The following is a 23,106-nucleotide window of genomic DNA, read 5'->3' on the forward strand; positions in this document are numbered from 1 at the left end:
CCGGGGCCGCCGGACTCAGACGCCGGACTCAGGCCCCGGAACGGGCACCGGCTGCGACTCCGACTGCGGCTGCGGCTGCGGCTGCGGCTCCTGCTGCAACTCCGGCTCCGGTGTCGGCGCCGGCTCCGGCTCCGGCTCCGGCTCCGGCTCCCGGTAGGCCAGCCGCTGAGCCGCGTGCCGCCCGCGCGCCTCCACCGGCAGCGAGCCGGTGGCGCCGGCCAGCCCGAACAGCGGCATGTCGAGGTAGATCGACTCGTACCCGCCCGGCGGCGCGATGTACGTCTCGTGCCAGATCCCGACGTGCCCGCGCACCTTGCCGTCCCGCAGCTTGCGGTTGGCGATGCCCCACACGGTGTGGTGGAAGCCGTCCGGCGCGTGCGCGTAGTCGTACAGCTTCTCCCTCGACTCCCAGTACTGGACGACGTAGTAGGTGCGCGGCGAGGCGGTCAGCAGGACGCGGCCGCGCAGGCCGCGCTCGGGGGCGCGGCGCAGCTCGTACAGCATCCGGAGCATCGCGAACATCACCGGGCTCCAGTGGTGCACGGCCCAGAACCGGTTGATCCGCATGCCGATCAGCAGCACCACGGTGTCGCCGGTGGCGGCCGCGGTGGTGATGCCCCGCTGTGGTTTGGCGAACAAGGCCAACTGTTCCTCCCCCATCCCTTGCCCGTACAAGCGGTGACTACATCAGCACCGGACGCCCCGGTCAAGGCTCGCCGCCCTCACAATTCGGCTACTACGCTGGGCAGTTGACACTCACTGCCGCCTATGGTGCCGAACCCGGGCCGGCCCCTCCGGACGCACCGGGGCCCCGGCCCCCGCGAAGGGCGGGGGCCGGGGCCGGCCTGGTGCGGCGGCCTACCAGGCGTAGTCCTCCGGGGCGGACTTGTGGCCCGGGAAGAGTTCGTCGAGGCGGTCGAGGGTCTTCCGGTCGAGCTCGAGGTCGAGCGCGCCGATGGCGGCGTCGAGGTGGGCCGGGGTGCGGGGGCCGACGATCGGGGCGGTGACGGCGGGGCGGGAGAGGAGCCAGGCGAGGGCGAGGGCGGCGGGGTCGGCGCCGAGTTCGTCGGCGAAGTCCTCGTAGGCCTGGATGCGGTCGCGGTGCTTGGCGAGGAGTCCACTGACGTACGGCATGGCGCTGCGGTCGCGGGTGCCCTCGCGTTCCTTGCGCAGGACGCCGCCGAGCAGGCCGCTGCGCAGCGGGGACCACGGGATCAGCCCGAGGCCGTAGTGCTGCAGGGCGGGGATGACCTCGAGCTCGATCGTCCGGTCGAGCAGGTTGTAGAGGGACTGCTCGCTGACCAGGCCGAGGAAGTTCCTGGACCGGGCGGCCTCCTGGGCCTGGGCGATGTGCCAGCCGGCGAAGTTGCTGGAGCCGACGTAGATGATCTTGCCCTGGGCGACCAGGACCTCCATCGCCTGCCAGATCTCCTCCCACGGCGTGGCCCGGTCGATGTGGTGCATCTGGTACAGGTCGATGTGGTCGGTCTGGAGGCGGCGCAGGCTGGCCTCGACGGCCTTGCGGATGGCGAGCGCGGAGAGCTTGCCCTCGTTGGGCCAGTCGCTCATGTCGGCGTAGGCCTTGGTGGCGAGGACGGTGCGCTCGCGGCGGCCGCCGCCCTTGGCGAACCAGCGGCCGATGATCTCCTCCGTGCGGCCCCGCAGCCGGCCCTCGCTGTCGCGGCCGTAACTGTTGGCGGTGTCGAAGAAGTTGATGCCGCGCTCGTGGGCGGTGTCCATGAGGCGGTGGGCCTCGGCCTCCTCGGTGTGGGGGCCGAAGTTCATGGTGCCGAGGCAGAGGCGGGAGACGGTCAGGCCGGTGCGGCCGAGGTGGGTGTACTCCATGGCGCCCACCTTCCGTCGCACCGGCCCCGGTGTCCAGCGCATTCCACCGGACTCGGCGGATCACCGCCAGTGGGCGGATCACCGCCCGTGGGTGCCGAACTTCCTTACGGCGAGCGGCATGCAGGCCGCGAGCAGTACGGCACTCCAGAGCAGCGCGGCGAGGACCGCGTGCTGCGTCGGCCAGGCGGTGCCGGCCGCCGAGGGGTTGCCGAACAGCTCCCGGCAGGCCTGGACGACGGAGCTGACCGGGTTCCAGTCGGCGAGGAACCGCAGCCAGCCGGGCATGCCGCCGGTCGGCACGTAGGCATTGGTGACCATCGCCAGCGGGAAGACCGCGACGGACAGCTGGCCGGCCGCCTCCTCCTTGCCGACGGCCAGCCCGAGCAGTGTGCCGACCCAGGTCATCACGAAGCGGAAGAGCAACAGCAGGGCGAACGCCCCTGCCGCGTCGACGAGTCCGTGCCGGGCGCGCCAGCCGGCGGCGAGCCCGACTCCGGCCAGCAGCGCCAGGACGACCACGCTGACCAGCAGGTCGGCGAGGGTCTGCCCGAGCAGCAGTCCGGTGCGGGAGACGGGCATGGAGCGCAGCCGGTCGGTGACCCCGCGCCCGACGTCGCGGGCGGCGCCGACCATGGTGGGCATGACGCCGTTGGTGGCCACCATGGCGAACAGGCCGGGCATCAGGAACTCCCGGTAGTCGCCGCCCCCGGGCACCCGCATGGCGCTGCCGAGGACGTACCCGAAGACCACCACCATCACCACCGGGACGCCCAGCGAGGCGGCCAACAGCCCGGGCGAGTGGCGGTAGTTGAGCAGGACGCGGAGCATCGAGATCCAGGTGCCGGAGGCGAGCCGGCCGAGGGCGGAAGGCCGCGCCGCGGCGGCGTACACGACGGCCATCAGGCGGCCCTCCCGGCGTCCGCGGACTCCCGGGTGCCCGCCGACTCCCCGGCGTCCGCGGACTCCTGGGTGAGCGCGAGGAACACGTCGTCCAGTGAGGGCCTCCGCACCGCGACGTCCTCGGCGACGACCCCGGCGCCGTCCAACTCCCTTACCAGCGAGGGCAGCAGGACGGATGCTCCGGGCATCGTCAGCACCGTGACGGTCCGCTCGGCGACGTCCACCCGCGCGTCGCCGCCGGTCATCGAGGACAACACCACGGCGGTGGCGGCGAGTTGCGCCGGATCGGCCAGGGTGACGGCGACCTGGCTGCCGATCGCGGCCTTGAGGCGGTCGGGCGGGCCGGTGGCGATGGCGGCGCCGTGGTCGACCACCACGATGTCGTCGGCGAGCCGGTCGGCCTCCTCCAGGTACTGGGTGGTGAGCAGCACGGTGGTGCCGCCGTCCGCCAACTCCTTGACGGTATCCCAGATCGCCTGCCGGCTGCGCGGGTCGAGTCCGGTGGTGGGCTCGTCCAGGAAGAGCACGGACGGGCTGGTGACCAGGCTGGCGACGAGGTCGAGGCGTCGGCGCATGCCGCCGGAGTAGGTGCGCACGAGCCGGTCGGCGGCGTCGGCGAGGCCGAAGCGGGTGAGCAGTTCGTCGGCGCGCTCCCGGGCCCGGCGGGCACCGAGGTGGTGCAGCCGGCCGAACAGCCGGAGGTTGTCGCGGCCGGTGACGCCCTCGTCGACGGCGGCGTGCTGCCCGGCGAGGCCGATGACGCGCCGGACCTCCTCGGCGGCGCGGACGACGTCGTGTCCGGCGACCCTGGCGGTGCCGCGGTCGGGGGCGACCAGGGTGGCGAGGACGCGCACGGCGGTGGTCTTGCCGGCGCCGTTGGGGCCGAGCAGGCCGCAGACGGTGCCGGCCGGGACGGCGAGGTCGAGGCCGCGCAGGGCCTCGGTGGCGCCGAAGCGTTTCGTCACGCCCGCCATCTCGATGGCGGGTCGGGTGGTGTCGGACATGGCTCTGCCCTTCTCTAGGTACAGCGTACGTAGAAGCGCGCGCGAGCGCCATCGTACTACGTACGCCGTACGTATCTAAGATGGGGAACCGAGGTGATCTTCCAGTGCCGTCCAGCGAGTCCACGCCGTCGAGCAGCGCAGCGCCATCGAGCGGACCCACGCCGCCCAGCGGCCCCGCGCCGTCGAGCAGGCCCACGCCCCCCGAGGCCCCCGAGGTGATCTGGCTGCGCCCCGAGCGCGCCGGCCGCGGCCCGCGCCCGGCCCACAGCCGGGCCTCGATCGCCGCCGCGGCCATCGGGATCGCCGACGCCGAGGGCCTGGACGCGGTCTCCATGCGGCGGGTCGCGGCGGCACTCGGCGCGGGCACCATGTCGCTCTACAACTACGTGCCGAAGAAGGAGCACCTGCTCGACCTGATGCTCGACGCGGTCGCCGCCGAGTACCGCTTCCCGCCCGCGCCGAGCGGCGACGTCCGGGCCGACCTCGCCGACCTCGCCCACCAGCAGCTCGACATCTGCCGCCGCCACCCGTGGCTGCCCGCACTGGTGCTGGCCCGCCCGGGCATCGGCCCCAACGCCCTGCGCTACACCGACCGCTTCCTCGCCATCACCGCCCCCACCGGCCTCGACGGGGGCTCCCGACTGGAGGCGATGGCCCTGTTCAACGGCTTCATCGGCCAGTTCGCACAGTACGAGCGGACGGCGGCAGCCGGCGCCAAGTGGCAGGCCGAGCTGGCCGGTTACCTCGGCCGGGCGGCGGCGAGCGGCGAGTACCCGCACCTGGCGCAGGCCTTCGCCGCCGCAGGCCCGCCGGCCGACCCGGACCGGGCGTTCGAGCGTGCCCTGGCCCGGGTGATCCCCGCCATCCTGACGCCGGCGGACGACAACTGACACACCAGTCATCCCGCGAGAACCCCCGGGCAGCGGCCCCGCCACCCTGACGCCCAGTCTCCCGCAGGGCCCCGGCAAGCAACCCCGCTCCATCGTCCTGACGAACCGTCAGCCAGCGAGGTCCTGCCTGGGGAGCAACCCCGCCACCCGGCCGTCCACCAGCACCAGCACCGCCGGCCGCCCGCCCGTCAGCGCCGCCCGTGCCTCGGCCGCCGACTGCCCGACGCCGACCGTCGGCAGCGCCGGGCCGAGCAGCGCGCCCAGCGGGTCGCCCGGCTTGGCCGCGCCGTCCGCGAGCGCCGCCGTCAGCACCTCCCGGGACACCGAGCCGACCACCTCGGTCGCGCTCACCCCGAACGGGCGCTCCGCCCGCGCCAGCACCGCCGGGGCGACGCCGCCCGGTGCCTCCCGCACCGCCTCCACCGCCTCGCCGACGGTCGCGTCGGCGTCGACCGTCACCAGCGGGCGGGCGGCCTCCAGCAGCGGCCGCAGCCCGTCCGCGTCCTCCAGGAACCCCCACCCCCGCATCCAGGCGTCACTGTGCACCTTGGACAGGTAGGAGCGTCCCGAGTCCGGCAGCAGCACGACCACCAGGTCGTCCGGGCCCAGCTCCCGCGCCACCCGCAGCGCAGCCGCCACCGCCGTCCCGGAGGACGGCCCGGCCAGGAGGCCCTCCTCGCGCGCGAGCCGGCGTGCCGTCAGCAGCGACTCGCGGTCCGGGATCCGCTCGTAGGAGTCGACCACCTCCGACCGGTAGGCCTGCGGCCAGCGGTCCTCGACGGTCTGCGGGTGCAGGTAGTGCCCGATGCTCTCGACGTACCACGGGCTGCCGTCCCCGCCCCCGTACGAGGAGGACTCCGGGTCCGCGCCGACCACCGTCACCGAGCCGCCGGACACCTCCTTCAGGTGGGCGCCCGTACCCGTGATGGTGCCGCCGGTGCCGACGCCCGCGACGAAGTGGGTCACCCGGCCGCCGGTCTGCTCCCAGATCTCGGGACCGGTGGTCCGGACATGAGCGTCGGGGTTGGCCAGGTTGTCGTACTGGTTGGCGAGCCAGGCCCCGGGGATCTCCTCGGTCAACCGCTCCATCACCTTGAACAGGTGCCTCGGGTCCTCCTGCGGCACCGCCGTCGGGGCGAGCACCACCTCCGCGCCGTACGCCCGCAGGATGTCCGCCTTCTCGGGCGCCGACTTGTCCGCCACCCCGGCGATCACCCGGTACCCGCGCTGCCGGCCGACGATCGCCAGGCCGATGCCGGTGTTCCCGGAGGTCGCCTCGATGATCGTCCCACCCGGCTTCAGCAGACCGTCCCGCTCGGCGGCCAGGATCATGGACAGCGCGGCGCGGTCCTTGACGCTGCCGCCGATGTTGAGGAACTCCGCCTTGGCGTAGATCGGCGCGGCGATCCCGGCGCCGAGCCGGGCGAGGCGGAACAGCGGCGTCCCGCCGATCGCGTCGAGGACGGATTCGTGCACTGCGGTCATCGTCCGACTCCTTCACTGGTGCTGTCCGCCCGAGCCTGCCCAGCCCGGCGGGTCGGTAGACGGCGGTGACACCCCGCTCATCCGGCCGAAACACGGTCCGAGGAGCACGGAGGGCGCGAGGAGGCGCATTCGCGCCCCTCGGCGCGTGGGCGGCGAGGCCCGTGGCGCTCGCTAGAGTCCCGGCATGACGCGTCTGAAGATCGAGATATCGGTCCCCGAGAGCCATCTCGACCAGGTCCTCGAGGCCCTCCACACGGCCGGTGCGGGCCGGGTCGGCGAGTACGTCCGCTGCACCAGCGTCTGGCGCATCACCGGCAGTTGGCTGCCCTCGCCCGACGCCCAGCCCTACCAGGGCACGGCGGGTGTCGTCCAGACGGCCCCGGAGGTCCGCGTGGAGTCCGTCTGCGACCAGGCCCGGGCCGCCGCCGTGCTGCGAGCCGTCCGCGCCGTCCACCCGTACGAGGAGGCGGTGATCAACTTCCTTCCCCTCTTCGAACCCGTCCTCGACTGAGCCCGCGACCGATCCCGCGACCGTGCTCGCGGCGGCGCCGAGCGCGGCCCCCGGCAGCCGGGCTCACGCGCCCCTTCGCCGCCCCAGCCACGCCGTCAGCGCGGCCCGGAGGCCCCGGCGCTGCGGCGGCTCCGGAGCCGGCTCGGCCACCGGCTCGGCCGGCGGCCGCACCGCCGGGCCCTGGGGCGCGATGCCCTGGGCCCGGGCCGCCGCGAGCCAGGCGGGAACGTCGGCGAGCAGCAGGTCGTACAGGTCCCGGTCGGACACCTTCCGGGGATCACGCCCCAGGTGAACGAAGCCCGCGTTGTCGATGGGGCGCATCTCCGGAACCGCGAGCCCGGTGAGCTTGCGCAGGAAGTCGAACTGCCGGCTGCCCGGGTCACCGAAGCCGATGAACTGCCAGAAGATCGGCAGCTTCGCCGCCTCGCACAGGCCCACCTCCGCCGCCCTCTTGTTGATCGGCCCGCCGTCCGTCTGGAACAGGACGAGGGCCGGCGCCGTGGAGCCGCTCGCGCGGAAGTGCCGGACCACCGCCTCCATCGCCAGGTGGTAGCTGGTCTTGCCCATGTGGCCGAGGCTCGCGACGATCCGGTCGATCCAGCCCTCGTGGTCGGCCAGGGCTATCTCGGCCTGGGCGTCGACCTCGGTGGAGAAGAAGACGACCGGCACGCTCCCGTCGTCGTCCAGGTGGGCGGACAGGCCCAGGACCCGGTCGGCGAGTGCCTGGACGCTGCCGTCCTTGTAGTAGGGCCTCATCGAGCCGGAGTAGTCGATCACCAGGTACACCGCGAGGCGCTGACCGCTCAGCCCGCGCCGTTCCACCGAGGCGCCGGCCGTCTTGTAGAGGCTCACCAAGGCGGGCGCACTCTGCTCGACCTTGCTCAGACTGACGGCCATGGGCTCGCTCCCTCGCTCACTGCGGCAGCCGGACTGCCGGGGCGCGTGATCGTCAACGCGCTCCGGACACTCTGTGGGGAGAACCCGGACGGCGGCAAGCCCTCGCGCGAGCCGGGCCCGCACCGGCCGGGAGCGCGCCGGCCGGGAGCGCCCTCACCAACCGCCGGGGTGCCGCGAGAGCCAGTCGGCATGCCGCTCCTTCAGCCGGTCGCGCTCCTCCGCCGTGGTCAGGTAGACGTCCGCGCCGCCGTCGTACGGGTGGTAGAGCCGCCGCATGCCGGTGTCGGTGACGATCACCCCGCCCTCCCGCTCGTCGGCGACCCGGCGCAGCAGCCGGTCCAGGTCGCCGCGCCGCCACCGGCGCCGCTCCACGAACACGTGGCAATAGGTGCGGAACTCCGGCGCCGGGTCGTCCGCCTGGAGCCACGTGCGCCAGTGCTTCGCGTCCCGGCGCATCCGGGGCAAGCTCGTCCGGCCGCTCCACCGCGGTGTGAGGACGTACACCTCGGAACCGGCAAACAGCTCGTCCAGCACGGTGTTGTGGCGCTCCAGGACGATCGCGTACTCGCGCTCGTCGTCGGGGTACCGCTTGGACTGCGGCAGGCTGTGGAAGCGCACCCAGACGTCCCGCGTCCGGGTGCCGATCTCGTACCCGACGGGCTCCACTCCGGGCCACCGCCGCTCCCAGAGCGCCGTCAGTTCCTCGCGGTCCACCCGGTTGCTGCCCCGTTTCACCGGGCGAGTGTGCCACATCCGCCCCAGCGGTCCCGGCCTGGTGAAATTCCCTCGTCACGATCGCCCGGCTCCCGTAGCGTGGTTCGGTGGATCTTGAGGACAGAACGGGGCACCACACCATGAAGCAGCACCACGGCTGGGCCGACGAGCGCTTCGGCGCCGTCGCGGACGTCTTCGCCGCCAACTTCGCCGAGTTCCCCGAACTGGGCGCCGCCGTCACCGTGTTCGCGGGTGGCCGGAAGGTGGTCGAGTTGTGGGGCGGCACGGCCGACGACCGCACCGGCCGGGCCTGGACGCAGGACACCGTCGTCCCGGTGTTCTCCTGCGCCAAGGGCCCGGTGAGCATCTGCGCGCACCTGCTCGCCCAGCAGGGCCGGCTCGACCTGGACGCGCCGGTCGCCCGCTACTGGCCGGAGTTCGCCCGCCACGGCAAGGAGGCCGTCACCACCCGGATGATCCTCGGCCACCGCGCCGGCCTCCCGGCGCTGGACGCGGTGCTCTCCTTCGAGGAGGTCGCCGCCTGGGATCCGGTGATCCGGGCGGTCGAGGCGCAGCAGCCGCTCTGGGAGCCGGGCACGACCCATGAGTACCACGGCCACGTGTTCGGCTTCGCGGTCGGCGAGGTGATCCGCCGGATCACCGGGCTGACGCCGGGCGCGTTCCTGCGCAAGGAGATCGCCGAGCCGCTCGGGCTGCCCGTCTGGATCGGCCTTCCGGAGAGCGAACTCCCGCGCCTGGCCCGGCTGGTGGAGGCCGAGGGCCGCCGCCCGATGCCCGGCCCCGAGCACCTGCTCACCCGGATCGTCACCATGAACGGCGCGCTGGTCTTCCCCGGCCTGGACGTGCCGCACGGCTGGAACGACCCGGCCCTGCACGCGATCGAGCTGCCCGGCGCGGGCGCCGTCGCCTCCGCCACCGGCCTGGCGGGCCTCTACGCGGCGGCGGCCACCGGCCTGGACGGCTCGCCCCGCCTGCTCGCGCACGACACCGTGTCCGACGCGGTGCGCGAAGTCTCTTCCGGCGCGGGCTTCCTGGGCTTCGACATGGGTGCCCGCTGGGGCTCCGGCCTGCTGCTCGACTCCCCCGCCTTCCGCCCTCTGCTCGGGGCGCGCAGCTTCGGCAACGACGGCGCCGGCGGCCAGTTCGCCTTCGGGGACGACGAGTTCGGCGTCGGCTTCGGCTACGTCGCCAACCGGATGATCGGTCACGGCGACGCCCGGGCGAACCGCCTGATCGAGGCGGTGCGCGGGTGCCTGGGCTGACCGGCTTCCTCCCGCTCGTCACCGCTCTCGCCACCACCGGCGGCCTCGGCGAGCTGCGCTACGGCGCCTCGCTGCCCGAACTCGCCGCCCGCTACGGCGATCCGTGGGACGGCGGCGGCATCCACCGCGGCGACCGCTGGCCGCACGCCTTCGGCTGGGGCGACGTCCAGACGGTGTTCTGCCGCTGCCGCCGGCTCCGCTCGCTGTCCCTGCCGGTCTGGCACGGCGAGCTCGACCTCCCGCTGCCGGACGGCGGTTCGGTGACGCTCGACACCCACGTCGGCGAGGCCGACCTGATGGCGGCGCTGACCGCCACCGGCCACGGCTGGCGGACGGTGACGTACGAGAACCTCCCGGGCCAGCGGAACCTGGAGTTCTCGCCGGCCGAGGAGGTCCGGGTGGAGCTGGTGCTCACCGACCGCGACGGCTACGACCAGCCGCCGCTTCCGGAGTGGGTGCTGTACAAGGCGGTGCTGTGGGGCTTCGAGCACGTCGACTGCCCCGAGCCGGACCGCTCGCTCCCCGACGACGGCTGGGGCGCCGCCGGACGGTAGGGCCGGTCCTCGAACCGGCGGCGGGCCGCTCTTCGGGCTCGCGGCGGCGGGCCGTTCCGTCCCCTGTGCGGAACGGCCCTCCGTCCGGGTGCCCGCTACTTCAGCAGGAAGTCGTACACCGCCTGCCGTCCGGCCGGGTTCGCCGCCCGGTTCTGCACGGAGTGCGCCGCCCCCGGGACGATCACGATCTGCGGGTCGTGCGTCAGCTCCGCCTGCTGGTAGAGCCACTCGTTGGGCGTGGAGAGGTCCCGGTCGCCGCCGAGCAGCAGCACCGGCACGTTCGGCAGCTTGCGGTGCGCCGGCGGGGACGGCGGTACGGGCTCGCGCGGCCAGTCCAGGCAGACCAGTTGGCTGCCGAGCCCGGTCGCGGTCGCCGGGTCGTACGGCCAGGTCTGCTCGGCCGTCAGCCGCTGCCGGGTGCGCTCCAGCGCGGCCGCCCGCCCCTCGACCGGGGTGTCCGTGGTGCCCCACGGGAAGTGCGAGTCGGCGCAGAGGGTGGCGGCGTGCAGGCCCTGGCTGAGCGCCTCGGCCGGGGCGGCGTCGCCCTGGTGGACGGCCTTGACGAAGGCCTGGAGCTTGGCCGGCTGCCCGGCGGCGGCCTCGTGCAGCACCTCGGGAACCCCGCCGTAGTTCGGGTCGGTGAACTCGTAGCTGGTGAGGGCGTCCAGGATCTGCGCCCCGCCGCCGTACCGCCGCACGACGGTGGCGAGGTCGGCGGCCGGGTCGGTGCTGCAGCCGGTGGCCTGGCAGGCGGCCCGCAGGACCCGGGCGGTGGCGGGCAGCGCGGCCAGGTCGAGGGGGTCGTCCCCCTGCTGCGGCACCACCGAGTCGAGCACCAGCCGGGCCACGTGCGAGGGGTGGGCGAGCGCGTACCGCTCGGCGACGAAGGTGCCGTAGGAGACGCCGTCCAGGGTGAGGCGCCGGTCGCCGAGGGCGCGGCGCAGCAGGTCGATGTCGGCGACGGTGTCCGCGGTGCTGTAGAACCGGGCCTCGGGGCCGAGGGCGGCGGCGCAGTCGGCGATCGACTGCCTGCGCGGCACGGCGAGGTCGGAGGAGCCCATGTCCTCCTGGAGGCCCGGGCACTGGAGCGCGTGGGCGCCGGTGCCGCGCTGGTCGTACATCACCAGGCGGTAGTCCTTGAGGACGGGCTCCAGCTTGCCGGCGATCCGCTTCATCAGCGGGACGCCGGGCTGGCCGGGGCCGCCGGTGAGGAACAGTAGGTCGCCCTTGGGCGCCGTGGTGTTGCCGGCGACGGCCACCGCGAGGTCGAGGCTCCCGGGGGTGGCGCCGCTGTGGTCGAGCGGGACGGTGAGGGTCCCGCAGGTGAACTCGGGCGCGTTCGGGCAGGGTGCCTGTCCGGCGATGCCGCCGCCGGGGCGGGCCTGGTCCGCCGGGGCGGCGAAGCCGACCGAGGGGGTGGCCAGGGTGGTGCCGGCGACCACCGCGACGGCGCCCAGCAGGGCGGCGACGCGGGCGCGCGTGCTCGTCATGTTCGTCCTTCCGCTCGCACCGCGTCCGGGCTGACACGGTCATGGAAGCAGCCTGCGCCCCGGGCGACTTCCAACGCGAGCGGTCATCGACGGATTCGCCCGGGAGCGAATCCCCGGAGCGGGAATGCACACCGATGGAGGAGGGAAGGCGGCCTCCTCAGCCCAGCGCCCGCGGCAGCACCACCCGCACCCACTCCTCCGGTTGCGCCAGGTGCGGGGCGTGCCCCGCGCCCTGGTACAGATGGCGTTCCGCCTTGGGCAGGGCGAGGTCGATCAGGTCCAGGACCTCGCCGAACATCGGTGGGCTGTCGTCGCTCTGGGTCAGCAGCGCCGGTTCGCCGAACCGGGAGAGCCCGGCGAGGTCGAGGTCCAACGCGTCCGGGTCGCGCAACTCGTCGAGGTAGGTGGCCGCGTTGCGGACGTACGTGTGCCGCACCGGCGCGGGCAGCTGTTCCCAGGCGCCGGGGCCGAAGGCGAGGCTGTCCACGTACAGTTCGGCGGCGGCGGCCGACTCGGCCTGCTCCAGCAGCTCCCGGACGGCGGCGATCCGGCCGGAGAAGTCGGTGCCGATCGGTCGCAGGTCCGGGTCGGCGAGCAGGATGCCGGTGCCCGGCGGCTCGTGCACGGCGATCCCGCGCAGCAGGTCGGGCCGGGCCGCGGCGAGCCGCAGGGTGACCAGTGCGCCGTAGGAGTCGCCGTAGACGAAGGCCGGCGCGAGGCCCAACCCCTGGATCAGCCCGGCCAGGTCGGCCGCGTCCTCGTGCACCGACCCCTGGGTGAGCAGGTCCTCGCTGCGGCTGTGCCCCCGGCGGTCGTAGACGACCGCGGTGGTGGACTCGGCCAGGCCCGGCAGCACCCGTGCCCAGGAGTCCGCGTCGCTCCAGGAACCGTGCACCAGGACGACGCCGGGGCCCGCGCCATGGGCCTCGTAGTACAGCGCCACCCCGTTCACCCTGATCTCGGCCATCACGAGCCTCCCGGTCTCGGCGGTACTCCCCCACCAGCCTGACACAACCGTCCGGAAGGCTCCGGTCCTGCGCCCGTCGCGGTCACCCCGCGTCACCGGCCGCCTGGTGCGACTCCGTACGGCCCCGTACGGTCCCGTACGGTCCCGTGCGCCCCGTGCGCCCCGTGCGGCCGCGGTGCGGCTCCGCGCAGCTCCGTACGGCTCCGGTGCGGTGACCGCCCGTCGCGTGGCCCCGTCAGCTCATCGCCCGCACCGGCGGCTCGTCCCGCGTCCCGTCCTCCGCGACCACCGTGAACCGCTCCGGGCCGGACACCGACAGGTCCACCGGGTAGAGCGACGCGGTGTCGTTGACGTCCAGCACGGCGCTCTGCCGCCCGGTCGCCGCCTCCACCCTGGTCATCCGGCCCCGGGTCATCGCCCACACCGAGCCGCCGTCCACCACCAGACCGGTCACCTGGTCGTCCAGCCCGGCCGTCCACCGCTTGCCGCCGTCCGTGAGCGAGTACGCCAGCAGCCGTCCGGTGGCGGTCCGGCTCGGGTGCGGGCCGCCGCTGATGCCGATGTCGCCGGGCTTCTCCCCCGGCACGACGAACAGGTCCCCCACCACCACCCCGCCGAACAGCGGGCGGGCACTGAACTCGTCGAAGGCGTGCAGCCCGCCCAGCATCACGTCCAGGTCGTACTCGTCCCCGGCGACCGGTATCGCCGCCCGCTGCCGGCCGGTCCGGTCGTAGCTGAGCACCGCGTGGGTGCCGCGCTCGGCCTGGGCGTCCACCCAGACCGCGAGCGGGTCGACCGACACCACGGCGAGGTTCTTCAGCCCGCCCGCCGCGGGCAGCGCGATCCGCTGCTGCTCCCGGCCGTCCGCCGGGGCCAGCGAGCGCAGCACGGGCGCGGCGTCGCCGCACTGCGCGACGGTGACGGCGTCCGCGGGCCCGCCCGCGACCTGCAGCGGGGTGCAGCCGGGGTCGGCGGCGCCGCGCCAGAGGTCCCGGCCGTCCGCCAGCCGTACGGCGCGCCAGCCGGCCTTCTCCTGGAGGAGGGCCTGCTGCCCGGCCACCGCGACCACGTCCGGCGCCGCGTCGTCCCCGTCACGGGCGGGCGCGTCCACGGCGGCGGTCCAGCCCTGCCGGCCGTCGGCGAGGTCGAGGGCGGTGACGTCGGAGCACGGCTTGTCGTGCGGCGCGTGGCCGATCAGGCCGAGGGCGCCGCCGCGGCCCGCCCCGTCGGGCCCGGTGCCCCGGCTCATCGCGCACACCGTGTCCTCCCCGGGCGGGGCCCAGTGCCAGGCGACGGCCCCGGTGGCGCGGCGGTACGCCACCACCAGGTCCGGCCGGACCCGCACCACCAGGTCCCCGCTGGTCCAGCTGCCCACCGCGCGGATCGTGGACGGCCGGTCGAGCGGCGCCTTCCAGGAGTCGTTGAGGCCGTCACCGGCGAAGCCGACGAAGATCCCGATCCCCAACAGCGCGCCGACGGCGGCCGAGGGGAACCCGGCCCTGGGGTGGATCAGCGCCCAGACGAAGCCCGCGCCGCAGGGCATCAGCCCGAGGATGCTGATGATCCCCATGAACGCGAGGCTGTCGCCGCCGAACCCGTTCGCCGGGCCGAACAGCACCGCCAGGCCCATGCTCGCGAACATCGCCCCCAGCACCCCGCCGGAGACCACCATCCAGGTCTCCTTGTCCCAGGCGAACCTGGCTCTCCTCCTCGCCCGGACGACACTGTCCTCGGGCCGAACGGCCATGCCGGTCTCTCCCCTGCGACGCGCCGCCCACCGCGTCGGGGCGACGATCATCGGATCGTCGCAGAGCGCGCCATGATCCTGAACAAAGAGCAGGGAAAACCCAGGTTATGACCGGCACGTACCAGGTCCGACCGCCAGGATCGCGACGCATCCCCGGGGCCGAACCCCACGAAGCGCGACCCAGAGCCCGCGGCGGGGTTCGGGCCAATATTGGCCCTTCAGCCCCGGCCCGGCCGTCCCCGGCCCTTCAGCCCCGGCCCGGCCGTCCCTCGCGGCGAGGACCACCAGGTCCGCCGCGCACCCGGTCCGGGTCGTGGACGTACGCCATCGGATACCGGGCGCGGGCCGGCTCGCACCGGTGGCCGGGTACGCCGAACCGAACACCACTCCTGGGCGCCGCCAGGCCGGGATCCGGGCGACGGCCGCTCGAACATCACGCGGCAGCAGCCGGGATCGGCGACCGCCCGCTCCCGGCAGGCGCGGCCGAGCCCGGTGAGGTACGCCGACAGGTCACTTGAGGTACGCCGACAGGTCGCTCCCGCGCGGAACCTGCAACGGACCGAACGGGCGGGCCGGCGCGCCAGCCGTCCGCCACGGCACGCCAACCCTTCGCCATGGAGCGACAGTTGGCCCGGGCGGCCGAAGCACCCGATCTCCGCGTCGGGCTGAGCCGACCGGGTAGACCTCGGCCCCGGACAGTACGCGCACGCCCGGTCGGCTCGTTCTGCTGTACATGCCGTCCTCGATCCCGACGCCATCGCCCTTGCCCGCGTTCGACACCAACCGGAGGTTCCCGTGGCAGTGATCGGCCGTGCGACGGCCGCCGTGGTCGCGCTCGGCATCCTGCTCGTCCCGGCGGCCGTCACGGCGGGCACCGACCTGCCGCCCGAGCCCGGTGCGGGCTGGTGGGAGGTGTCGGCCACCGCCGCCAACGTCCGGGTCGACCACTTCGGCGAGGAGACCGTCGTCGGACTCGCCCGTTCGGGTGACCGGGTCGAGGTGGTGGACACCTGGACCTCGCCACTCGGCGCCCGCTGGGCGAAGGTCATGGTGGTGCGCAGCCGAATCTCCGGCTGGGTGCTGTGGTCCTTACTGGCGCACAGTGACCCGTCCTCGCAACCGTAGAATCCGCCTGTACACATCAGGAGGGATTTCGCGTGTTCCGAGCGCAGCGTCCGCGCACCGCAGAGCTGACCCCGTGGCAGGGAGAGGGGCCGGTCAACGGCGTCGCCCTGCTGCTGCCGGGAGGGTTCATCCGCAGCCGGCGCGCACCACTGAAGGTCGCCGAGCTCGGCCTGCGGGACCTCGCCACGGAGCTCACCGACCGCGGCCGGGCGCACGGGCTCGCGGTGCACCTGCTGCGCTACCGCCACGGCGGCTGGAACGGCGCCGACGCCGACACCGCCGTCGACACCCGCTGGGCGCTCGACGAACTCGCCCGGCTGCATCCGGGCGCACCCGTCGTGCTGATCGGCAACTCGCTGGGCGGGCGGGCCGCGTTCTGGTGCGCCGGGCACCCGTCGGTGGTCGGCGTCGCCGGGATCGCGCCCTGGCTGCCCAGCGGCGACCCGGTCGACCAGCTGGCCGGCCGGCGAGTGCTGATCGTCCACGGCACCGGGGACCACAGCTCCGCCGGCGCCACCCAGTCCCTGGAGTACGCGCTGCGCGCCCGGCCGATCGTGCCGGACCTCGCTCGGTACGAAGCCCCCGGCGCCAACCACCTCCTGATCCGCGAGTCCCGCGACATCAGCGCTCTGACCACCGCCTTCACCCTCGCCACCCTGGGCGCCGAGCCCGCCCCCCTGATGGCGGGGGCGGTCTGCACCCGGCTCCCGGCGCGGGTGTAGCCCCTCCCCTTGCCCACTCCCCGGGCCTCCCCTGCCGATCGGCAGGGGAGGCCCGGCCGTCTTCCGGCAGGATTCTGCCGATCGGCACATGCGCGAACCGGGCCCCGACGACCAGTCTTGGAGGCACCACGACGGCGGCCATCCGGGCCACCGCGAAAGGAGGCCCCCACCATGTTCCGCGAGCGCACTCCCCACCTCCGCACCACCGAGCCGCACCTGAACAATTGCCAACCAAGGGCTACGCAGGGGACAGGGCCTACGACGGCGGCACCCTGCTCAAGGTCCACGCCCTGACGCTGCTCGGCTCGACGGACCTGCGCCGCACGGCCCTCCGTGCACTCGACGTCTTCGCCGAAGCCGCCGAGCTCGACCGCGAACGCACCCGCCGCTGGGCCCAACTCCACGCCGTCCAGGCCGCCTTCCAGGGCCGGCGCAGCGGCTTCCGGCGTGCCCGGGGCGGCCCCGAACTCGACCGGCTCATCCGCTACGCGGACGGGCTCGCCGAAGCCCTCACCCCGAGCTGAGAGCCCGCCCCGACCTGACCAGCCCGCGACGGCCCTCCGTCCCGACAGTGAAAGGAGCCGACTCCGACAGCACCGAGACCTCGTCCGCCGCCGCGCCTCCGGCTGCGCAGGCCCCGGCCCCGGAATCGTGTTGGCGGTCGGCGGCCCGTAGTGCCTATGGTCGGGGGATGACCACTCGAACCTTCCGCATCATGGTGCGCGGCGTCTTCGACGGCCTCACCGACGAACAGCGCGCCGAACTGCTCGCCGCCGCCCCCGAGCACGACGTGCTACGGGCCGCCTTCACCCGCGAGGGCCACCTGAGCTACGACCTCTCCGCGCGGGCCGCCTTCACCTTCCGCTTCCTCGACGAGGGCGAGGCCGAGGAGGACATCCTGGAAGCCACCGAGCGGGCCGAGCAGTCGGCGCAGCAGTGGCTCGACGAACACGGCTACGGCTACAAGAACCTCCGCTCCCAGGCCGAGGACCTCTCCCAGGCGCCGCTCGGCAAGCGTCAGCGCCGCGCCGCCGGCACCGCGCACTGACCCGACCCCCTCCCCCTGCGCCACCTCCTTGACGGCTCCCCCTCGCGATATACTTGAGCAGTCAAGGAGGTGGCAATGACAGATCACTCGGACCGGACCGAGCAGACCGAGCCCGCCCGCACCACACCGGCCCCCGGCCCCGATCCGCTGGACACCGCCCTGCGGCTCGTCCGCGCCCAGACCGCCGTGGTCAAGCGCTTCGACGCGAGCCTCAGCGGCCTGCACGGCGTCAGCCTGGCCGACTTCACCATGCTGCTCCACCTCTCCCAGGCCCCCGGCGGCCGGATGCGCCGGGTCGACCTCGCCGAGGCCCTCGGGCTCACCGCCTCCGGCGTGACCCGTGGCCTCGCGCCGCTGGAGCGGATCGGCCTGGTCAGCCGCGAGGCCGCTGCCCGTGACGCCCGGGTCGCCTACGCCGCGCTCACCCCGACCGGCCGTGAGCGGCTCGCCGAGATGCTGCACACCGCCCGCCAGGTGGCCGCCGACCACTTCGCGGCCGAACAGTGGAGCGCCGAGGACCTCGGTCTGCTGTCCGCCCTGCTCACCCGCCTCGGCGGCACCGCCCCCGGCCAGCGCCTCGGCTGACCCGCCGATCCGCCCGCCCCACCGCGGGCCCTCACCGGCTACCCCTGCCCCACCCACCGCGCACCCCCACGTCCTAGGCTGGTCCCGCACCACCTGCACCGGTGGCACCACCCAAACCACCCCACCCCGCGAAGGGCGGCACCATGACCGACACCCCCGGCACCGGGCCCGGCCTGGAGCGCGGCCTCGCCGAGGCCCAACGCGACCACTGGCAGCGGACCTACAGCGCCAACCCGGGGATGTACGGCGAGCAGCCCTCCGCCCCGGCCGAGTACGCGGCCGAGGTGTTCACCGCCGCCGGGGCGCGGGACGTGCTGGAACTCGGCGCCGGCCACGGACGCGACGCACTGCACTTCGCCCGGGCGGGCTTCCGCGTGGCGGCCGCCGACTTCAGCCCGACCGGCCTGCGGCAACTGCGTTCCGCCGCGGCGGAGCAGGGCCTGGCCGACCGGCTCTCGATCCTCACCCACGACGTCCGCGACCCGCTGCCCCTCCCCGATGCCTCCGTCGACGGGGTCTTCGCCCACATGCTGCTCTGCATGGCCCTCTCCACCGAGGAGATCGAGGCGCTCGTCGCCGAGGTCCGCCGGGTTCTGCGCCCGGGCGGCACCTTCGTCTACACCGTCCGTCACACCGGCGACGCCCACTACGGCGCCGGTACCGGCCACGGGGACGACGTCTGGGAGCACGGCGGCTTCGCCGTCCACTTCTTCCCCCGCGAGCTGGTCGACTCGCTCGCCGGCGAGGGCTGGAGCCTGACCGAGGTCCACCCCTTCGAGGAGGGCGACCTGCCCCGCCGCCTCTGGCGCGTCACCCAGGAGACCTCTCGATGAGCGCACCCGACACCGCCGCCCCCGACCTCACCGTCGACGGCACCGGCCTGCTCTGCGTCCAGCTCCTGCTCCGGCTGCGCGCCCGGATCGCGCACCTCCCCGCCGGCGCGGTGGTCCACATCCACACCACCGACCCCGCCGCCCCGCTCGACCTCCCCGCCTGGTGTCACCTGACCGGCCACGAGTACCTCGGCCGGGTCCCGTACGAGGCCACCGACCGCGAGGTGTACGCGCTGCGCCTCACGTCCGCCCCGGTCCGGACCCGCCCCGACCGCCCCTGGCACCCGGCCCCCGCAGCCGACTGACCGGCCTGCCCGTCCCCGTCGGCGGGCCTCACCGCCCGTCCCCGTCGCCCGGAAAACCCCGCGCGCCCGACGCCGCCACCGGGACAGACTGCGCCCATGCCCGCAGCCGGCCCCGCTCCCGTACCCCCGCCCCCACTCACCACCGCCAACCACCTCCTCGGCCACCCGCCCGAAGCCCGTCTCCTGCTGCTCAACTGCGACGACCTCGGCCTGGACGAGTCCGTCAACCTCGCCGTGATCGACGCCGTCCGGAACGGCATTGCCGCCTCGTGCAGCCTGATGACGCCCTGCGCCGCCGCGCCGCACGCGCTCGGGCTGCTGCGCCGGCACCCGGAGGTTCCCTTCGGCATCCACCTCACGCTGGTCTGCGAGTCCCCGGACCGCCGATGGGGCCCGCTCGCCGCCCGCGACCGAGTGCCCTCCCTCCTCGACGCCTCCGGCGAGTTCTTCGCCCCCACCCCCGCCGGGCGCGCCGCACTGCTCGCCCGGGCCCGGATCGACGACGTGGAGCGCGAGTTCCGCGCCCAGATCGACGCGGTGGCGGCGGCCGGCCTCGCCCCGACCCACCTCGACTTCCACTGCCTGGCCGACGGCGGCCGCGAGGACGTCCTCGACCTCACCCTCTCCCTCGGCGCCGAGTACGGCCTGGCGGTCCGGGTCTGGCTGCCGCCCGCGCCGGCCCGGATGCGCGAGCGCGGGCTGCCGGTGGTGGACCACGGTTTCCTCGACAGCTTCACCGTCCCCCTGGACGACAAGCCCGCCCACTTCGCCCGCCTGCTCGCCGCCCTCCCACCGGGCCTCACCGAGTGGGCCCTGCACCCCGCCCTACGCCCCGCGCCGCACCCCGGCCCGCGCCCCGCCCCGCACCCCGTCCCGGACGACGGTCGGCGCGTGCGGCACACCGACCACGCGTTCCTCGTCTCCCCCGAGGCACGCCGGCTGCTCACCGAGCACGGCATCACCGTCCTCGGCTACCGCACGCTCCAGGAGGCCTGGCAGCGAGCCCGGGAACGGCTCACGGCCGAGCCCCCCGGGCCGCCCGGTGTGCCACGATGAGGAGACCCGAACACCCCAGCGCCACAGGGAGGTTGACCGCCGTGGACCCGATCATCAGCTGCCGCTGGCAGGACCGGAACGGCGAGTGGGCCCTGACCGTCGGCCACAACGGCGACGGCTGGGAACTGCTCGCCTCGGCCCCCTACTGGTCCGAGTCGATCCCCTTCGCGAACCCGGACGAGGTCCGCCGACTCGCCCAGGCCCTGCTGGACCTGCCCGCCGAGCCCGAGCCGTACGAGTTCGAGTGGCAGCTCTCCCGCCCCGGTTCGACCGCCGCCCGGGGCGAGCAGCAGCCCCACTTCGCGACCTTCGCCGTCGGCCTCGACCCCACCGACGACCACCGCCCGTACCTCGCCTACCAGTCCTACTACGACCTGGGCCGGGCCACCGGACTCGGCCTGGAGGTGATCTGCGAGGACCCGCCGATCGACCACCTCCGCGCCCAGGCCCACGCCTTCCTGACCACCTACCCCGGCCCCGCCCGCCGGTAGGCCGCACCGCCGCTGCCGTCCCCCGCAGCCCCACGGCCGCGCACACCCCCGCGCACCGGCTCACCCCACGGCGCGCACCGCCCAGTCCACCTCAGCCGCCCAACTCTCGGGCACAGCCCAACCGTTGGCGACCGTCAGCAGCTCCAGGTACCGCTCCCGCCGAGGATCGGCCATCGCCCTCAGCCGCTCCGCCAACCGGTCGCGCGCCGCCCCGGCGTCCGTCGGCACCGCCCCCGCGCACCACTGTCCGTACCGCTCCACCAGCGCCACGACGACCGCCGCCGCCTCCGCCGACCCCGGCTCCACCCCGGCCGCGACCGCCGCTCCGGCCGACTCCCGCACCACCACCGCCAGCCCTGGCTCCGGCAGCCCCGTACCGCCCGCCGCCTCCGCAGAAGTCGCCTCCGCGGCCTCCGCCTCGGCGAGCCCCCGCAGCAGCGCCCGGAACCCCGCGTCCTCCGCCATCCGGGCCAACTCGACCCAGGCCTCGACCTGTTCGAGCGACGGGTCCTCCGGCAGCTCCGGCGTCAACGAGCGCGCCACAGAGGCGAACCACCCACCACGGCCCACCCCTCCGCCCTCGCCACCTCCGCCATCGCCCCGTACGGCGTCGCCCCCTCGGTCGTCGATCCCTCGGTCGTCGCCCCCTCGGTCGTCGATCCCGTCGAACACCGCCGCCAGGAACTCCCCGGCCAGGCGCCCCCGTTCGTCCTCCGTGAGCCGGGCCAACCGGTGCACGCGCGTCAACTCCTCAGGTGTCGACCCGAGCCTGGCCACCCCGAGCACCGTCCGCCGCAGCCGCAGCACCCGGATCTGGAGGTCGATCGCCTCCGCCTGCACGGCGGCGGCGTCGGCCGGCGTCAGTTCGCGCTCCACCACCCGCCGGATCGCGGGCAGTCCGAGCCCGAGTTCCCGCAGGGTGCGGACCAGTTCCAGGCGCGCGACGGCGTCGGCGCCTTACCGCCGGTGGCCGGCCGGGTTGCGGCCGGTCGGCGACACGGTCCCCCGGCCCGAGTAGAAGCGGACGGTCTTGACCGTCAGCCCCGTCCGCCGGGCCAACTCACCGATGGTGTACGCCGTGTCGCCGTTCATGGCCACCACCCTGCTACCTCCCCCTACGGAAGGCGCAAGCCCCGGCCGGAGGCGACCCCGGCCGGGGCTGCGACACCCGAAGGACTTCAGGCAGTACGCCGCAGCAGCGCCAGGTACATCGCGTCCGTCCCGTGGAGGTGCGGCCACAGCTGCACGTCCGGCCCCTCGCCGAGCGCCGGGACGCCGGGCAGCAGCGGCCGCGCGTCGATCCACTCGACCCGGCCGCCCTCGCCCCGCAGCACGTCGTCCACGACCGCGCGGGTCTCCGCCAGGTGCGGCGAGCAGGTCGCGTAGCCGACCACGCCGCCGACCCGGGTGGCCTCGATCGCCGAGCGCAGCAGGTCCCGCTGGAGCGGGCCGAAGGCGGCGACGTCGGCGGGCCGGCGCCGCCAGCGCGCCTCCGGGCGGCGGCGCAGCGCACCGAGGCCGGAGCACGGCACGTCGACCAGCACCCGGTCGAAGCCACCGGACCGCCAGGCCGGGCGCGTCCCGTCCGCCGCGATCACGGTGTACGGGCCTGGGTTGCCGTCCAGGGCCCGCGCCACCAGCCGGGCGCGGTGCGGCTGCTTCTCGCTCGCCACCAGCCCCGCACCCCGCTCGGCGGCCAGCGCGCCGAGCAGCGCGGCCTTGCCGCCGGGGCCCGCGCAGCCGTCCAGCCAGAGCCGGTCCGGCCCCTCCAGCGGCGCGGTGGCCAGCGCCAGCGCGACCAGCTGGCTGCCCTCGTCCTGCACGCCCGCCCGGTTCTCCTGCACCGCCGTGACCGAACCCGGGTCGCCGCCCTCGGCGAGCCGCAGCGCGAACGGGGACCAGCGGCCCGGCTGGGCCTCCGGCAGCGCGTCGGCCAGCTCGCCGACGGTGGCCCGGCCGGGGCGGGCCACCAGCGTGACCTCGGGCCGCTCGTTGTCGGCCCGCAGCAGGTCCTCCATCGCGGTGCGCCCGGAGGCGTCCGGCTGCCAGCGGCCGAGCGAGTCCCAGAGCGCGGAGACCACCCAGCGCGGGTGCGAGTGCACGACCGCCAGGTGGTCCTCGGCGTCCTTGTCGTACGGCGGGGCGACCTGCTCGATCCAGGTGTCCAGGTCGTGGGCGCTGATCCGGCGCAGCACGGCGTTGACGAACTTGGCCTTGCCGTCGCCGAGCACCACCCGGGCCAGCTCGACGGTCGCCGAGACGGCCGCGTGGCTGGGGATGCGGGTGGTGAGCAGCTGGTGCGCGCCTAGCGAGAGCACGTCCAGCACCGGCGGGTCGACCTTGCCGAGCGGCCGGTCGATGCAGGCGGCGATGATCGCGTCGTAGGTGCCCTGCAGGCGCAGGGTGCCGTAGACCAGTTCGGTGGCGAGGGCGGCGTCGCGCCGGTCCATGCCCTTCTGCTCGGCCTCGCGCAGCAGCGAGGGCAGGATCAGGTTGGCGTACGCGTCGCGCTCGTCGACGGCGCGCAGCGCGCGGAACGCGACGATCCGGGCCGGGTCCTTCTTCGGACGGCGGTGCGGGCGGGGGGCGCGCTTTGCGCTGGGGGTGGTCACAGGTGCCTCAAGGTGCTGCGGTACTCAAACGAATCAGGTACA

Annotated in this window: 23 protein-coding genes and 2 pseudogenes; 13 read left to right on the forward strand and 12 right to left on the reverse strand. The window is 74.7% G+C overall.

Features of this window, described 5'->3' with window-relative positions; all coding sequences use genetic code 11:
• Positions 1-15: 15 nt before the first annotated feature.
• The 4 genes from ACWDBB_RS11825 to ACWDBB_RS11840 all read right to left on the reverse strand — a co-directional run bounded on the left by ACWDBB_RS11825 (position 16) and on the right by ACWDBB_RS11840 (position 3,749).
• Positions 16-639, reverse strand: a complete 624-nt coding sequence (locus ACWDBB_RS11825) for a DUF4188 domain-containing protein (RefSeq protein ID WP_449789433.1) — start codon at positions 637-639, stop codon at positions 16-18.
• A gap of 219 nt (positions 640-858) precedes the next feature.
• Complete coding sequence (locus ACWDBB_RS11830; protein WP_449789434.1) at positions 859-1,845, reverse strand: aldo/keto reductase; 987 nt, start codon at positions 1,843-1,845, stop codon at positions 859-861.
• A gap of 78 nt (positions 1,846-1,923) precedes the next feature.
• A complete protein-coding gene (locus ACWDBB_RS11835) occupies positions 1,924-2,745 on the reverse strand; it encodes an ABC transporter permease (RefSeq protein WP_449789435.1) in 822 nt (273 codons plus the stop codon).
• Entirely contained in the window at positions 2,745-3,749 is a 1,005-nt protein-coding gene (locus tag ACWDBB_RS11840) for an ATP-binding cassette domain-containing protein (protein WP_449789436.1), read from the reverse strand. Before ACWDBB_RS11840 ends, ACWDBB_RS11835 begins: the two co-directional genes overlap by 1 nt.
• A 215-nt stretch (positions 3,750-3,964) precedes the next feature.
• Here ACWDBB_RS11840 and ACWDBB_RS11845 point away from each other — a divergent pair, with 215 nt between their 5' ends.
• Positions 3,965-4,639 (forward strand): TetR/AcrR family transcriptional regulator C-terminal domain-containing protein, encoded by a 675-nt coding sequence (locus ACWDBB_RS11845; RefSeq protein ID WP_449789437.1) that lies wholly within the window; start codon positions 3,965-3,967, stop codon positions 4,637-4,639.
• A gap of 108 nt (positions 4,640-4,747) precedes the next feature.
• Here the strand turns inward: ACWDBB_RS11845 and ACWDBB_RS11850 are convergent, their stop codons facing one another.
• Positions 4,748-6,124, reverse strand: coding sequence for a pyridoxal-phosphate dependent enzyme (locus tag ACWDBB_RS11850; RefSeq protein WP_449789438.1), 1,377 nt, complete (start codon positions 6,122-6,124; stop codon positions 4,748-4,750).
• 184 nt (positions 6,125-6,308) lie between these two features.
• Between ACWDBB_RS11850 and ACWDBB_RS11855 the strand changes: the two genes are divergently transcribed.
• Complete coding sequence (locus ACWDBB_RS11855) at positions 6,309-6,635, forward strand: hypothetical protein (protein ID WP_449789439.1); 327 nt, start codon at positions 6,309-6,311, stop codon at positions 6,633-6,635.
• A 63-nt stretch (positions 6,636-6,698) separates the two neighbouring features.
• Here ACWDBB_RS11855 and ACWDBB_RS11860 read toward each other — a convergent pair whose 3' ends face one another.
• Together ACWDBB_RS11860 and ACWDBB_RS11865 are read right to left on the reverse strand one after the other, a co-directional pair.
• Positions 6,699-7,532, reverse strand: a complete 834-nt coding sequence (locus ACWDBB_RS11860; protein ID WP_449789440.1) for a VWA domain-containing protein — start codon at positions 7,530-7,532, stop codon at positions 6,699-6,701.
• A 153-nt stretch (positions 7,533-7,685) separates the two neighbouring features.
• Positions 7,686-8,267, reverse strand: coding sequence for a DUF3885 domain-containing protein (locus ACWDBB_RS11865; protein WP_449789441.1), 582 nt, complete (start codon positions 8,265-8,267; stop codon positions 7,686-7,688).
• A 119-nt stretch (positions 8,268-8,386) separates the two neighbouring features.
• Between ACWDBB_RS11865 and ACWDBB_RS11870 the strand changes: the two genes are divergently transcribed.
• Both ACWDBB_RS11870 and ACWDBB_RS11875 read left to right on the forward strand, forming a co-directional pair.
• Entirely contained in the window at positions 8,387-9,529 is a 1,143-nt protein-coding gene (locus tag ACWDBB_RS11870) for a serine hydrolase domain-containing protein (protein ID WP_449789442.1), read from the forward strand.
• The gene (locus tag ACWDBB_RS11875) at positions 9,517-10,083 is read left to right on the forward strand and encodes a hypothetical protein (protein WP_449789443.1); all 567 of its coding nucleotides are present in this window, start codon (positions 9,517-9,519) and stop codon (positions 10,081-10,083) included. Before ACWDBB_RS11870 ends, ACWDBB_RS11875 begins: the two co-directional genes overlap by 13 nt.
• 95 nt (positions 10,084-10,178) lie before the next feature.
• Here the strand turns inward: ACWDBB_RS11875 and ACWDBB_RS11880 are convergent, their stop codons facing one another.
• From ACWDBB_RS11880 to ACWDBB_RS11890, 3 genes are all read right to left on the reverse strand, one after another.
• Positions 10,179-11,573, reverse strand: coding sequence for an alpha/beta fold hydrolase (locus ACWDBB_RS11880; RefSeq protein WP_449789444.1), 1,395 nt, complete (start codon positions 11,571-11,573; stop codon positions 10,179-10,181).
• 157 nt (positions 11,574-11,730) lie between these two features.
• A complete protein-coding gene (locus tag ACWDBB_RS11885; RefSeq protein WP_449789445.1) occupies positions 11,731-12,540 on the reverse strand; it encodes an alpha/beta fold hydrolase in 810 nt (269 codons plus the stop codon).
• A gap of 235 nt (positions 12,541-12,775) precedes the next feature.
• Positions 12,776-14,287: an outer membrane protein assembly factor BamB family protein gene (locus ACWDBB_RS11890; protein ID WP_449789446.1), complete on the reverse strand. Its 1,512-nt coding sequence runs from the start codon at positions 14,285-14,287 to the stop codon at positions 12,776-12,778.
• A gap of 795 nt (positions 14,288-15,082) precedes the next feature.
• Between ACWDBB_RS11890 and ACWDBB_RS11895 the strand changes: the two genes are divergently transcribed.
• From ACWDBB_RS11895 to ACWDBB_RS11935, 9 genes and pseudogenes are all read left to right on the forward strand, one after another.
• Positions 15,083-15,412: a hypothetical protein gene (locus ACWDBB_RS11895; protein WP_449789447.1), complete on the forward strand. Its 330-nt coding sequence runs from the start codon at positions 15,083-15,085 to the stop codon at positions 15,410-15,412.
• Between the two features lie 32 nt (positions 15,413-15,444).
• The gene (locus ACWDBB_RS11900) at positions 15,445-16,134 is read left to right on the forward strand and encodes an alpha/beta hydrolase (protein ID WP_449789448.1); all 690 of its coding nucleotides are present in this window, start codon (positions 15,445-15,447) and stop codon (positions 16,132-16,134) included.
• 233 nt (positions 16,135-16,367) lie between these two features.
• A pseudogene (locus tag ACWDBB_RS11905) lies at positions 16,368-16,658 on the forward strand (aminoglycoside phosphotransferase family protein); the annotation flags it as partial.
• Between the two features lie 167 nt (positions 16,659-16,825).
• Positions 16,826-17,182 (forward strand): DUF6204 family protein, encoded by a 357-nt coding sequence (locus tag ACWDBB_RS11910; protein ID WP_449789449.1) that lies wholly within the window; start codon positions 16,826-16,828, stop codon positions 17,180-17,182.
• 75 nt (positions 17,183-17,257) lie between these two features.
• Complete coding sequence (locus ACWDBB_RS11915; RefSeq protein ID WP_449789450.1) at positions 17,258-17,767, forward strand: MarR family winged helix-turn-helix transcriptional regulator; 510 nt, start codon at positions 17,258-17,260, stop codon at positions 17,765-17,767.
• 143 nt (positions 17,768-17,910) lie between these two features.
• Positions 17,911-18,600, forward strand: coding sequence for a class I SAM-dependent methyltransferase (locus ACWDBB_RS11920; RefSeq protein ID WP_449789451.1), 690 nt, complete (start codon positions 17,911-17,913; stop codon positions 18,598-18,600).
• Positions 18,597-18,905, forward strand: coding sequence for a sulfurtransferase TusA family protein (locus tag ACWDBB_RS11925; protein WP_449789452.1), 309 nt, complete (start codon positions 18,597-18,599; stop codon positions 18,903-18,905). Before ACWDBB_RS11920 ends, ACWDBB_RS11925 begins: the two co-directional genes overlap by 4 nt.
• Positions 18,906-19,001: 96 nt before the next feature.
• A complete protein-coding gene (locus tag ACWDBB_RS11930; RefSeq protein WP_449789453.1) occupies positions 19,002-19,961 on the forward strand; it encodes a ChbG/HpnK family deacetylase in 960 nt (319 codons plus the stop codon).
• 41 nt (positions 19,962-20,002) lie between these two features.
• Positions 20,003-20,452 (forward strand): hypothetical protein, encoded by a 450-nt coding sequence (locus tag ACWDBB_RS11935; RefSeq protein ID WP_449789454.1) that lies wholly within the window; start codon positions 20,003-20,005, stop codon positions 20,450-20,452.
• A gap of 468 nt (positions 20,453-20,920) precedes the next feature.
• Here the strand turns inward: ACWDBB_RS11935 and ACWDBB_RS11940 are convergent.
• Together ACWDBB_RS11940 and ACWDBB_RS11945 are read right to left on the reverse strand one after the other, a co-directional pair.
• Positions 20,921-21,544 (reverse strand): annotated as a pseudogene (locus ACWDBB_RS11940) (MerR family transcriptional regulator); the annotation flags it as partial.
• Positions 21,545-21,630: 86 nt separating this feature from the next.
• Positions 21,631-23,064 (reverse strand): RsmB/NOP family class I SAM-dependent RNA methyltransferase, encoded by a 1,434-nt coding sequence (locus ACWDBB_RS11945; protein WP_449789455.1) that lies wholly within the window; start codon positions 23,062-23,064, stop codon positions 21,631-21,633.
• Positions 23,065-23,106 lie beyond the last annotated feature (42 nt).

Source organism: Kitasatospora sp. NPDC001095 (assembly GCF_053598615.1).

Excerpts from the sequence above, each read along its gene's own strand:
- ACWDBB_RS11840 (WP_449789436.1), bottom strand. The coding sequence starts at position 3,749 with ATGTCCGACACCACCCGACCCGCCATCGAGATGGCGGGCGTGACGAAA.
- ACWDBB_RS11920 (WP_449789451.1), top strand. The coding sequence starts at position 17,911 with ATGACCGACACCCCCGGCACCGGGCCCGGCCTGGAGCGCGGCCTCGCC.
- ACWDBB_RS11890 (WP_449789446.1), bottom strand. The coding sequence starts at position 14,287 with ATGGCCGTTCGGCCCGAGGACAGTGTCGTCCGGGCGAGGAGGAGAGCC.
- ACWDBB_RS11885 (WP_449789445.1), bottom strand. The coding sequence starts at position 12,540 with ATGGCCGAGATCAGGGTGAACGGGGTGGCGCTGTACTACGAGGCCCAT.
- ACWDBB_RS11930 (WP_449789453.1), top strand. The coding sequence starts at position 19,002 with ATGCCCGCAGCCGGCCCCGCTCCCGTACCCCCGCCCCCACTCACCACC.
- ACWDBB_RS11830 (WP_449789434.1), bottom strand. The coding sequence starts at position 1,845 with ATGGAGTACACCCACCTCGGCCGCACCGGCCTGACCGTCTCCCGCCTC.
- ACWDBB_RS11870 (WP_449789442.1), top strand. The coding sequence starts at position 8,387 with ATGAAGCAGCACCACGGCTGGGCCGACGAGCGCTTCGGCGCCGTCGCG.
- ACWDBB_RS11910 (WP_449789449.1), top strand. The coding sequence starts at position 16,826 with ATGACCACTCGAACCTTCCGCATCATGGTGCGCGGCGTCTTCGACGGC.
- ACWDBB_RS11850 (WP_449789438.1), bottom strand. The coding sequence starts at position 6,124 with ATGACCGCAGTGCACGAATCCGTCCTCGACGCGATCGGCGGGACGCCG.
- ACWDBB_RS11855 (WP_449789439.1), top strand. The coding sequence starts at position 6,309 with ATGACGCGTCTGAAGATCGAGATATCGGTCCCCGAGAGCCATCTCGAC.
- ACWDBB_RS11915 (WP_449789450.1), top strand. The coding sequence starts at position 17,258 with ATGACAGATCACTCGGACCGGACCGAGCAGACCGAGCCCGCCCGCACC.
- ACWDBB_RS11880 (WP_449789444.1), bottom strand. The coding sequence starts at position 11,573 with ATGACGAGCACGCGCGCCCGCGTCGCCGCCCTGCTGGGCGCCGTCGCG.
- ACWDBB_RS11860 (WP_449789440.1), bottom strand. The coding sequence starts at position 7,532 with ATGGCCGTCAGTCTGAGCAAGGTCGAGCAGAGTGCGCCCGCCTTGGTG.
- ACWDBB_RS11835 (WP_449789435.1), bottom strand. The coding sequence starts at position 2,745 with ATGGCCGTCGTGTACGCCGCCGCGGCGCGGCCTTCCGCCCTCGGCCGG.
- ACWDBB_RS11925 (WP_449789452.1), top strand. The coding sequence starts at position 18,597 with ATGAGCGCACCCGACACCGCCGCCCCCGACCTCACCGTCGACGGCACC.